7 protein-coding genes are annotated in these 11,162 nt (G+C 47.0%); 3 read left to right on the top strand and 4 right to left on the bottom strand.

What is annotated here, in order from left to right; translation table 11 throughout:
* Positions 1-375: 375 nt before the first annotated feature.
* Positions 376-2,604: a formate C-acetyltransferase gene (gene pflB, locus QUA00_RS13180; protein ID WP_333409891.1), complete on the bottom strand. Its 2,229-nt coding sequence runs from the start codon at positions 2,602-2,604 to the stop codon at positions 376-378.
* Between the two features lie 420 nt (positions 2,605-3,024).
* On the opposite strand from pflB, the gene QUA00_RS13175 reads away from it, so the two are divergent.
* Positions 3,025-5,745: a bifunctional acetate--CoA ligase family protein/GNAT family N-acetyltransferase gene (locus tag QUA00_RS13175; protein WP_333409890.1), complete on the top strand. Its 2,721-nt coding sequence runs from the start codon at positions 3,025-3,027 to the stop codon at positions 5,743-5,745.
* 370 nt (positions 5,746-6,115) lie between these two features.
* Here QUA00_RS13175 and QUA00_RS13170 read toward each other — a convergent pair whose 3' ends face one another.
* A complete protein-coding gene (locus QUA00_RS13170; protein WP_333409896.1) occupies positions 6,116-6,718 on the bottom strand; it encodes a superoxide dismutase in 603 nt (200 codons plus the stop codon).
* Between the two features lie 381 nt (positions 6,719-7,099).
* Here QUA00_RS13170 and QUA00_RS13165 point away from each other — a divergent pair, with 381 nt between their 5' ends.
* Positions 7,100-7,639 carry a phosphate-starvation-inducible PsiE family protein gene (locus tag QUA00_RS13165; RefSeq protein WP_333409889.1) on the top strand — a complete coding sequence of 180 codons (540 nt, stop codon included), beginning with the start codon at positions 7,100-7,102 and terminating at the stop codon, positions 7,637-7,639.
* A 350-nt stretch (positions 7,640-7,989) separates the two neighbouring features.
* Here QUA00_RS13165 and QUA00_RS13160 read toward each other — a convergent pair whose 3' ends face one another.
* Positions 7,990-8,541 carry a peroxiredoxin gene (locus QUA00_RS13160; protein WP_333409888.1) on the bottom strand — a complete coding sequence of 184 codons (552 nt, stop codon included), beginning with the start codon at positions 8,539-8,541 and terminating at the stop codon, positions 7,990-7,992.
* A 120-nt stretch (positions 8,542-8,661) separates the two neighbouring features.
* Here QUA00_RS13160 and QUA00_RS13155 point away from each other — a divergent pair, with 120 nt between their 5' ends.
* A complete protein-coding gene (locus QUA00_RS13155; RefSeq protein ID WP_333409887.1) occupies positions 8,662-10,011 on the top strand; it encodes a peptidylprolyl isomerase in 1,350 nt (449 codons plus the stop codon).
* A gap of 102 nt (positions 10,012-10,113) precedes the next feature.
* Here the strand turns inward: QUA00_RS13155 and QUA00_RS13150 are convergent, their stop codons facing one another.
* Positions 10,114-10,827, bottom strand: a complete 714-nt coding sequence (locus tag QUA00_RS13150; RefSeq protein WP_333409886.1) for a tetratricopeptide repeat protein — start codon at positions 10,825-10,827, stop codon at positions 10,114-10,116.
* Positions 10,828-11,162: the final 335 nt, after the last annotated feature.

The following is an 11,162-nucleotide window of genomic DNA, read 5'->3' as shown; positions in this document are numbered from 1 at the left end:
TGACTGTTGACTGTTGACTGTTGACTGTTGACTGTTGACTGTTGACTGTTGACTGTTGACTGTTGACTGTTGACTGTGAACTCGAATTTACTATTCCGATGCTAACGGATTTGATATGAGGGGGAGGGCGGGCTTAACAATAGCCGGAAAACTTTTCGGATCTCTTGTTTATAGCCGAGGCTCGCTCCCCCTGGCCAAGGGCGGGCACGGGGGCACCGCCCCTACGAAGGGGGATTTTCCGAGTTTCCGGTTCTCCCTTTCTTAAGGCTAGGGGGGATTGAGCTTAATTGTTTAACAGCTTCTTCAGTCCCCCTCTGTTCGGATGAAAGTTTGACTCTTGAGCGGTTGAAACCGCCGAGTTTTTTCTGCTGGGATTTAGACGCGCTCGTGGAAAGTCCGTTTAATCACATCTAATTGTTGTTCGCGGGTAAGTTTGATGAAATTAACCGCATAACCGGAGACGCGAATTGTTAGCTGGGGATAGTTTTCTGGATGTTCCATCGCATCTAGTAATGTTTGCCGATCGAGCGCGTTAACATTGATGTGATGGCCGCCATCGTGGAAGTAACCGTCTAACAGACCAACTAGGTTATTAGTCCGATCGCTCTCCATTCTGCCCAAGGCCTGCGGTACAATCGAAAAAGTATTCGATATGCCATCTTGACAATCACTGTAAGGCAGTTTTGCTACAGAAGATAAGGATGCGATCGCCCCACAGGAATCTCGGCCGTGCATCGGGTTAGCACCGGGAGCAAAGGGTTCGCCTGCTTTACGTCCGTCGGGGGTGCTACCAGTTTTTTTGCCGTACACTACGTTAGAGGTAATCGTTAGTACCGATTGAGTCGCTACAGCCCCACGGTAGGTTTTGTGCTGGCGAATTTCGTTCATGAAGCTTTGCACAAGTTCGATGGCTAGACTGTCTACGCGATCGTCATTATTGCCATATTTGGGATATTCTCCTTCGATCGAGTAATCCACTGCCAAACCTTGCTCGTTGCGACTCACCTTAACTTTAGCGTGTTTAATCGCCGATAGCGAGTCCGCCACCACGGACAATCCGGCAATTCCGCAGGCCATTGTCCGGTAAACATCGCGATCGTGCAATGCCATTTCCAGGCGTTCGTAGCAGTATTTATCGTGCATATAGTGAATGACATTCAACGTATTGATATACGTTTTTGCCAACCACGCCATCATGTCGTGGAACCGGGCTCTTACCTCGTCATAATCGAGATATTCGGTAGTAATCGGTGGGAACTGCGGCGCGATTTGGTCGCCGGACTTCTCATCTTTACCGCCGTTAATCGCATAGAGCAAAGTCTTAGCCAAGTTAACTCGCGCGCCGAAAAACTGCATTTGCTTGCCAATTCGCATCGCGGAGACACAACAGGCGATCGCGTAATCATCGCCGTATTGAGGACGCATCAAGTCGTCGTTTTCGTACTGAATCGAACTCGTCTCGCTGGATACCTTGGCACAGAATTCTTTGAAGTTTTCCGGCAAGTTTTCCGACCACAAAACGGTGAGGTTCGGTTCTGGTGCAGTACCGAGGTTTGACAGGGTGTGCAAGAATCGGAAACTGTTACGAGTTACCAATGTTCTACCGTCATTGCTGGTACCGCCGATCGCCTCTGTTACCCAAGTTGGATCGCCAGAAAACAGAGCGTTATAGTCGGGAGTCCGCAAAAACCGCACCATACGGAGTTTCATTACAAAATGGTCGATCAGTTCTTGTAATTCCACTTCGGAACTCGCGCCACTTTGCAAATCGCGCTCGAAATAAATGTCTAAAAACGTCGATACGCGGCCCAGAGACATCGCTGCCCCGTTTTGTTCTTTCACTGCTCCCAAGTAGCCAAAATACACCCACTGGACAGCTTCTCGTGCGTTTGCCGCCGGACGGCTAATATCAAAGCCGTAGCTAGCTGCCATTTCTTTTAACTCAAACAAGGCCCGAATTTGCTCGGATAACTCTTCGCGCAAACGAATTGTTGCCTCGTCCATCGCCTCTAGTTCGAGTGATTCTTGCTGTGTTTTTTTATCATCAATTAGGCGATCGATACCGTACAAAGCAACGCGCCGATAGTCACCGATGATCCGCCCGCGTCCATAGGCATCTGGCAAACCTGTGATGATACCAGAACGTCTCGCCAGACGCATCGAGCGCGTGTAGACATCGAATACACCATCGTTATGAGTTTTGCGATATTTCGTAAATATTTCTTCTGTTTGCTCATCTAGCTGATAGCCGTAAGCTTCTAAACCTGCCTTGACCACCCGAATTCCGCCAAAGGGCATAATCGCGCGTTTCAAAGGTTTATCTGTTTGCAAACCTACTATTTGTTCTAAGTCGCGATCGATGTATCCTGCTGCATGAGCCGTGATAGATGTGGGAACTTTTGTATCAACATCCAATACACTTTTTTCGCGCTCTTGCTTCATTAATTCCAGAACTTTTTGCCAAAGCTGCTGGGTTTTTTCGGTTGGTGCTGTGAGAAATTCTGCATTCCCTTCGTAGGGGGTGTAATTCTTTTGGATGAAGTCTCTGACGTTGACTTCGTTTGTCCAGTTGCCTTCAGTAAAGCCGTGCCATTCTGCAAACATAGCTTGCTTTCCCCTCAATTTTTTGTTAGCGATCGATCTTTTCTTCTTCGACCACTACATCTAGTATATATTTAATTTCACTATTTTAAATCCTCAGTTCGCTATTTGTTACAAAAGTTGACTTGCTAATTCCGTGGGAAGAATTAAGATAGATAGTAGGCAGAGCATCCTGTTGAATTATTGTTGAGGAAGCTCTGACAAACTTGGCTCCCCAACTAACACTTGGACAACGGAAATGTTGTTTAAGGGCGGGTCGGTCGGCAACGGGCAAGGAGATTTTTGGGTCACGAACCGCGAACACGAGAGAAAGATGAAGAAAAAGCCGAAAAAGAGTTCGGATTTGATTCGGTGATTGTTATCGAAAGCAGAGCAATATTAATTGCTGATTAATTGAAGAAGGGTATTATGCAGATAAATTCAATGAATCAAAGCACTGCGAGCGATCGGGCTCACGATATTTGGAAAGAACAGCGTCATCCGCTCGATCGGATTTTTCGGCCTCGCTCCGTGGCTGTAATCGGCGCAACAGAGAGAGAAGGAAGCGTCGGACGAACTCTCCTGTGGAACTTGATTCGGAATCCGTTTGGCGGAACAGTTTTTCCAGTGAATCCGCAGCGCCACAGCGTCTTGGGACTCAAGTCTTATCCTGACATTGCTAGCGTCCCGGAAAGAGTAGATCTGGCGGTGATTGCTACGCCTGCTGCTGGGGTGCCGCAAGTGATCCGCGAATGTATCGCTGCTGGGGTGAAAGGGGCAATTATTGTTTCTGCTGGGTTTAAAGAGATTGGCGCGGCTGGGGAGGCTTTAGAACAGCAAGTTATGGCCGAGGCGCGTCGGGGCGGAATGCGGATTATCGGCCCAAATTGCCTCGGGGTGATGAATCCTGTGCTTGGGCTCAATGCTACTTTTGCAGGTACGATCGCCCGTCCGGGTAATGTCGCCTTCATCAGTCAAAGCGGCGCCCTCTGTACTTCGATTCTCGACTGGAGTTTGGGGGAAAATGTCGGTTTTAGCGCTTTTGTGTCGATCGGCTCTATGCTTGATGTCGGTTGGGGCGATCTGATCGAGTATTTCGGGGACGATCCCCATACCCACAGTATCGTTTTGTACATGGAATCTATGGGTGATGCTCGTTCGTTTCTGTCCGCCGCCCGCCCAGTGGCGATCGACAAACCGATCATCATTCTCAAGGTAGGACGTACCGCCGCCGCCGCGCAAGCCGCCGCTTCCCATACGGGGGCTTTGACCGGTAGCGATGACGTGCTTAACGCTGCTTTCCGCCGCTGTGGCGCGTTGCGCGTACATACGATTTCCGATTTGTTCGACATGGCAGAAATTCTGGCCAAGCAACCGCGACCGCAGGGAAACCGCCTATCGATCGTCACCAATGCAGGAGGCCCAGGGGCGATCGCCACTGATGCCTTAATTAGCGACGGCGGTGCGCTGGCAAATCTGTCACCGGAGACGGTGCAGAAGCTTGATGAGTTTTTGCCCCCTCAGTGGAGTCATCACAACCCGATCGATATTTTGGGCGATGCTAGTAGCGATCTTTACGCCAAAACTCTAGAAGTTGTCGCTCCCGATCCCAATAGTGACGGATTGCTGGTCATCCTGACGCCACAAGCGATGACAAATCCCACCCAAACCGCAGAAAAACTCAAGTCTTACAGCAAACTCGGAAAGCCCTTATTAGCAAGCTGGATGGGCGGTGTGGAAGTGTCAGCGGGAACGCAAATTCTCAATCAGGCAAATATTCCGACTTTCCCTTATCCCGATACCGCCGTCAGGTTATTCAACTATATGTGGCGGTACACATACAACCTGCGCGCTATCTACGAAACGCCATCTCTCCCCGCTGATTGCGAAATCGAGACTTCCGGGTGTGCGACTGCTGCGAAGATTTTGACTGCCGCGGGCCAAAATAATCGCACTCTATTAACCGAGTACGAATCAAAACAGTTGCTGGCAGCTTACGGCATTCCCACCGTAGCGACAGAAATTGCAGCAAGTGCGGCCGAAGCTGTGGAAATTGCCGAGATCCTCGGTTATCCAGTGGTGCTAAAACTCCATTCTGAGACGATTACTCACAAAACCGATGTGGGGGGTGTAAAACTAAATTTAGGCGATGCTAACGCTGTAATTAGTGCCTTTGAGGCGATCGCCCAGCGGGTACGGGCGATCGATCCTGCAGCGTTTCTTGGCGTAACCGTGCAGCCGATGGTGCATTTGGAAGGCTATGAACTAATTTTGGGTAGCAGTATTGACCCACAATTTGGGCCGGTGATGCTGTTTGGTTCCGGCGGACAATTAGTGGAAGTCTTTCAAGATCGATCGCTCGCCCTTCCGCCTTTAAATACCACCCTAGCGCGGCGGATGATGGAGCAAACTCGCATCTATAAAGCTTTGCAAGGAGTGCGCGGTCGATCGGCAATTGACCTGGTACAACTCGAACAGTTATTAGTTCGTTTCAGTCAACTGATTGTAGAGCAACCTCAAATTGCCGAGATTGATATTAATCCGCTGTTGGTTTCTCCTGAAGGTGCGATCGCTCTTGATGCCCGCGTTGTTCTCCAGACAACAGAAAACCGCATTTCACCCGCGATTCGCCCCTATCCTACGCAATACGTTCAAAAATGGTCAACGGAGGGCGATCGTCCCCTCACCATCCGTCCCATTCGCCCAGAAGATGAGCCGCTGATGGTGCTCTTCCACAAAGAACTTTCGGAAGAGAGCGTGTATTTGCGTTACGCTCACATGGTAAAGTTAAAGCACCGCATCGCTCACGAACGTTTGACCCGGATTTGTTTTATTGACTACGATCGGGAAATGGTGTTAGTAGCCGATCGTCAAGACCCGGAAACCTCAGAACACCGGGTTTTGGGAGTAGCGCGTCTGAGCAAACTCCACGGCACAAACCAAGCCGAATTTGCGCTGATCGTTAGCGATAGCTATCAGCAGCGCGGTTTGGGAACAGAATTATTGAGGCGGATGCTGCAAATTGGTCAGGAAGAGAAATTAGAGGCGATCGTTGGCTACATTCTCAATAGCAACTACCAGATGCAGAGCCTCTGTAAAAAACTAGGATTTGAACTCCAACCAGACCGAGGCGAAGGAATGTTGAAAGCTGTTTTTGTCTGCTAAGCTGTGGAGCATTTAAACCACTAACGAGGCTTGTATGGTGCGTCAGAAGTGAACACTTACGCGCTTATGCGGGAAACACTTCTGTACGCTCCGCACCCTACAATCGTCTTTTAAATGCCGAACAGCTTAATAGCAAGTTTGGTTAAACTGATATCTTGCACCATTCTCAATTAGCCGTAGGGGCGGGTTCGCCAACAGCCTTAAAGCTTGCAAATAGGTTCTATAAACCCGCCCGACCCCACGAAAAATCCTCTTATTGATATTGCTGCAAGATGTCAGGTTAAATAATTCTCATTCATCACCACTAAAGTCCTCACTACAAACCGATAAAGTTTGTAGTGAGGACTTTAGTCCTCAAACTAAGATGCTACTAAGCCGCAGCCAAATTTGCTGCTGCGAAATCCCAGTTAGCCAAATTATCCAAGAAATTAGTAATGTAGTCAGGACGGCGGTTTTGGAAATCCAAATAATAAGCGTGTTCCCACACATCCAAAGTCAGCAACGGAGTTTGGCCGTGTGCTACCGGAGTGTCAGCGTTAGCAGTTTTGGTGACTTTCAAAGTGCCGTTGTCCAAAACCAGCCAAGCCCAGCCGCTACCGAACTGAGTTGTCGCAGCAGTCTTAAATTCTTCTTTGAATTTGTCGAAGCTGCCGAAGTCGGCGTTGATTTTCTCAGCTAAAGCTCCTGTCGGAGTGCCACCGCCGCCCGGTGCGAGGGAATTCCAGAAAAAATTGTGGTTCCAAACTTGACCTGCATTGTTGAAAATGCCAGCTTTGGATGGGTCTTTAGCAGATTCCTTGACAATTTCTTCAAGGGATTTGCTCGCCATTTCCGTTCCTTCAATCAGTTTATTCAGATTGGTCACGTAAGCAGCGTGGTGCTTGTCGTGGTGGAACGAAAAAGTGTTGGCCGACATATGACCTGACTCTAGGGCGTCAGCGGCGAAGGGTAATGGTGCAAGTTCAAATGCCATTGTGTTCAATCCTCTCTGGATTACTTTTGGTTTTTGGGCTAACTTTCCGGCTTTTGTATGATTAAAGCCGAGAGTCGCTAGCTTGAGTTTATCAAGCTGTGGTAAATAATTCTTTACAATTTTCATATTTTATAGCTGTTGGGGCATTCCAGCATTCAGACTTGTATTTTTTAGATATCAAAGCTACTTATTGCAGGCTTCACATAGCATAAAGTATCACTAAATGTCAAGCCACCGGGGTGGCAAATAAAAGTGTGTGTGAAATTGTCAACCGAGCGAAATTTTATGAGACTGATAAATAGATTAAACCTGTAAATTGTCAAAGATTAACCTAAGTTCAATTAAGCTGTAAGGAAGTCAAACAAGTTGCAGGAGCTGTCAATGGAAAAGCGTTTAAACAACTCGTCCAGTCACCCCCCTCAATGGTTGAATCTTCAATTAATCGTCACCGCTCTGGAAACAGTCCAAGACTTAATTGTAATTTCCCTATGTATTGGTTTGTTTTGTTTCATGGTGCTCGAACTGCGAGAAATGTTCTTCTCGCTGCTACCTCCTTTGAATTTCCAGGAAGTCACTGCCGACATTCTATTCTTATTGGTTTTGGTGGAATTATTTCGCCTGCTAATTATTTATTTACAAGAGCAGCGGGTTTCGATAGGTGTGGCTGTGGAAGTTTGTATAGTATCTGTTTTGCGAGAAGTTATCGTGCGGGGAGTGCTGGAAACTCCCTGGGTTCAAATATTATCAACAGGCGCATTTTTGCTGGTTTTGGGAGTGTTGTTGGTAGTCCGAGTTTGGTTGCCGCCAACCTTCGAGGGAATTGACCCGGAACGCCGCCTTGCTAGCAGAAATAGAAAATTTTCAGAGCCTGAATCTTCTTCGGAGCCTGTTGCAGTCAATAGCAAGTTTAATTCTCATTGAGTATGGCAGCACAGGCGATTTGAGATTTGAGATTTGAGATTTACCCTAATATTGCTTGTCACGTTGCCAGCCATCATTGCCAGTAAAACTGAGATGTTGCACCATTGTCAAGAACGGGCAAGATGCCCGTTCCACAAAGAGTAGATTTTCTTGTGGGGTGGGCAGGAGAACTCGCCCAAAAAATGATTATTGAGAATGGTGCAAGATGTGAGGTCAAATCAACCTGATAACGTTTGCAGTGAAGACTAAAATCATCTGCATTTTCAGAGGATTTTAGTCCTTACTACAAACACAAGCTTCCTCAGTCATTCCCAATTATTCCAATCTAAAATCTAAAATCTAAAATGGTATTACCCGTTAGCCTGCAATTCCCCCAAACGAGCCAACACTTCTTTAGAATGAATCGCCGGATTAATCTTCACAAAAGTTTCCCGCAAAATGCCTTCAGGGTCAATAATAAAACTGTGCCGCGCCGAGATAAAACTCATCCAAGAACCGTAAGCTTTACTCACTTTACCATCCGTATCAGCTAACAGCGGAAACTTTAAACCTTCCGAATCGCAAAATTCCGCGTGGGAGTTGACATCATCAGCGCTAATACCGATAATTTGAGTATTCTTTGCCAAGTATTTCGGCAAGTCTTCCTGAAATCTCCGTGCTTCGATCGTACATCCCGATGTAAAGTCTTTCGGATAAAAATAGACTACCAGCCACTTACCGCGATAATCGGACAGGGAGACTTGTCCCTCGCCGCTGTTTGTCGGCAAACTAAAATCCGGTGCGGCTTCATTCAGCGTCGGAAGCTTGCCACCGAGGGCCAATGCAGGTGTGGCAAAATTGAAACTTAGAACAACTAGACAAATTGCCAATAAAGTGCTAAAAAACTTGCGACGGGACATCATAAATTTTAGAAGTAGAACTGTACTTAAGACAAGTTTACAGTTTTCTGATTAAATGGGTAAGGGCAATTCGCGGATTGCTTCTAAAACCCAAATATCACTCACTCAAATAGCAATTTACCCATGAGCGCTGCACTCCCGTTAACAGGCAAAGCTATAGTAGTCCAGGTAATTAACGGTCAACCCGTTACGATCGAAGTAGACGGCACTAATGCCCCGATTACTGGGGGAAATTTTGTTGACTTAGTTGAACGTGGCATTTACGACGGGGTGATGTTTCACCGAGTTGTGCGCCAGCCAGAGCCTTTTGTGGTGCAAGGAGGCGATCCGCGCAGCAGAGATACGACAATTCCCGCAAGTCAATTGGGAACGGGTAATTTTATTGACCCGGATACCAATCAGCCGCGTTTTATTCCTTTGGAAATCAAGCCACAAGGGGCCGCGCAACCTGTTTACAACCAAGTTGTAACCCAGACGCCGCAGTTGCAGCACACTCGCGGGGCTGTGGCAATGGCTCGTTCTAATGCTTTGAATTCGGCTTCTTCGCAGTTTTATTTTGCTTTGGATGATTTGCCATTTTTGGATGGTAATTATGCTGTTTTTGGCAACGTTATTCAAGGTTTTGAAACGGTGAATGCGGTGCAGCAGGGCGATCGCATTTCGACTGCAAAAGTCGTTCAAGGAATCGTTCCCAGTCGGGTTTCTAGCATAGTTAGCGATGTTAATGCGCTTAACGCTTTAATCAATAGTACCAATTTCGTAAATCTATCTTTGCGAGCGCTCAGACTGTCAAACACCACCAATAACTATCAAGTCACTTCCCAAGACTCTCAGCAAAATCCCAGCGGTGTAGTGGGAGGTAGCGGCAACAATGCGATCCTCGGTTCACCAACGGATGATGCAATTAATGGCAGCCAAGGCAACGATACCCTCACGGGCGAAGCGGGTGACGACTTTCTCAGAGGCGGCAAAGGTAACGACTCCATTAGCGGAGGTGTTGGCAACGATATTCTGATTGGCAATTTCGCTGACGATATTCTCAATGGTGATGCTGGTAACGACTTTTTGCGAGGCGGTCAAGGGAATGATATCTTAATTGGTGGTGATGGCAATGATATTTTGATTGGAGATACAGGCAACAATACTCTCACAGGAGGTAGTGGTGCAGATACTTTTGTTTTGCTCGGAGTAGATCCTGCTTCTCTTCCTTTTATTACCCTACCCCCGACAAGTCATACAATAGTTGATTTTAGACCAGAGGAAGGCGATCGCATTGCTTTGACAGGAAATTTATCCGATACTACATTCACTCAATCTGGAAGCAATACTGTAATTAACTTGGCAGCGGCTTCTACTGTGGTACAAAATGCTACCGTCGCCTCTGTTCAAAATGCAGCCTTTGCAATTCCTTTATCTAGGATTCCTAGTGCTCCTAACCCTCAACCTACCGATGCAGCCTTGAGAATTGGCTAACTTTAACTAGAGGTGTAAGGTGCGCTGCACCTTACCCAATTCCCAATTCCCAATTCCCAATTCCCAATTCCCAATTCCCAATTCCCCAATTGCCCAATTCAACTAATACCAGAGCTGGCTAATTTTAGAAACCGCATCTTGATAAGAATCCATTCTCCCCTGCAGCTTAAAAAGCCCTGCGGCCTTCTGAAAATCCTCAAATGCTCCATGAACCTCTCTCAATTTATATCTAATCACTCCTCGGTTAAAGTAAGCTTTAGCAAAATCGCTATCGAGGCGAATTGCTGACTCAAAATCAGCTAGTGCTGCCAGGGAATTCTCCATTTGCAGGCGGATAGCACCTCGGTTAAAGTAAGATTGAGCTACATTAGGGTTGAGCAGGAGTGCCGAGTTGTAATCGGCGATCGCCGCAGTATAATCTTTTAAACCAGTCAGCATAAACCCCCGATTGCTGTAATACTTGGCTCGGTAAGGATTGAGTTCGATGGCTGTAGTTAAATCTTCGATCGCCGATTGCTTGTAGCCTAATTTGTAGCGGGCCACACCGCGATCGTTATAAGCTGACGCGAATTGCGGATTAATGTTAATTGTGGCAGTAAAATTTTTAATAGCGCCGTGCAAGTCTTGTTGTTCGAGATTTTTTAAACCCTGAGTGTAAAACTTTTGGGTACTAACTTTTAAATTTGCCTCTTGTCGGGATTCAGCTTGCTCCCCCGGAAATACTTTGCCTGCAATATTAGTGAATCCCAAAGATTCGATCGAATTGAAAATAGTTGTGACAACTAATTGGCTTGGGAGAAGGGGGATAGTAGGCATGGGAGGAGTGGTGTTCAACTGTATGCACTTATTTTCCTCCATACTTCAGCTACTGACAGTGATATCCGTAGTCTCAGGAACGTGATAAGTTTGATGAGATTTGGTGATGCTGGGGCTTGAGTTGTGTGATGAAAGTTGGGCTTAGTTAGTGATGACGATCGCAATTGTGAACAAATGCGTCTACAACCCTTTAAATATAAGGTTTTCAGGCTAGCTTGGCGGTTTCTTTCTTCCCATAGTGAGCAGTTCCTACCGGGATTGTTTGCAGGTAGGCCCCTGGGGGAGCGATCGCAACTGCCCGCAGCAAGTATTACTTTGTAGCGATATTCGATCGG

The organism is Microcoleus sp. T2B6, assembly GCF_036700475.1.
In the GTDB taxonomy this organism is placed as follows: Bacteria; Cyanobacteriota; Cyanobacteriia; order Cyanobacteriales; family Microcoleaceae; genus Microcoleus.
This window is presented reverse-complemented; position numbering and strand designations above follow the sequence as displayed.

Coding starts and splice junctions, on each gene's coding strand:
- QUA00_RS13155 (WP_333409887.1), top strand. CDS start 8,662: ATGAGCGCTGCACTCCCGTTAACAGGCAAAGCTATAGTAGTCCAGGTA.
- QUA00_RS13170 (WP_333409896.1), bottom strand. CDS start 6,718: ATGGCATTTGAACTTGCACCATTACCCTTCGCCGCTGACGCCCTAGAG.
- QUA00_RS13160 (WP_333409888.1), bottom strand. CDS start 8,541: ATGATGTCCCGTCGCAAGTTTTTTAGCACTTTATTGGCAATTTGTCTA.
- QUA00_RS13150 (WP_333409886.1), bottom strand. CDS start 10,827: ATGCCTACTATCCCCCTTCTCCCAAGCCAATTAGTTGTCACAACTATT.
- QUA00_RS13165 (WP_333409889.1), top strand. CDS start 7,100: ATGGAAAAGCGTTTAAACAACTCGTCCAGTCACCCCCCTCAATGGTTG.
- pflB (WP_333409891.1), bottom strand. CDS start 2,604: ATGTTTGCAGAATGGCACGGCTTTACTGAAGGCAACTGGACAAACGAA.
- QUA00_RS13175 (WP_333409890.1), top strand. CDS start 3,025: ATGAATCAAAGCACTGCGAGCGATCGGGCTCACGATATTTGGAAAGAA.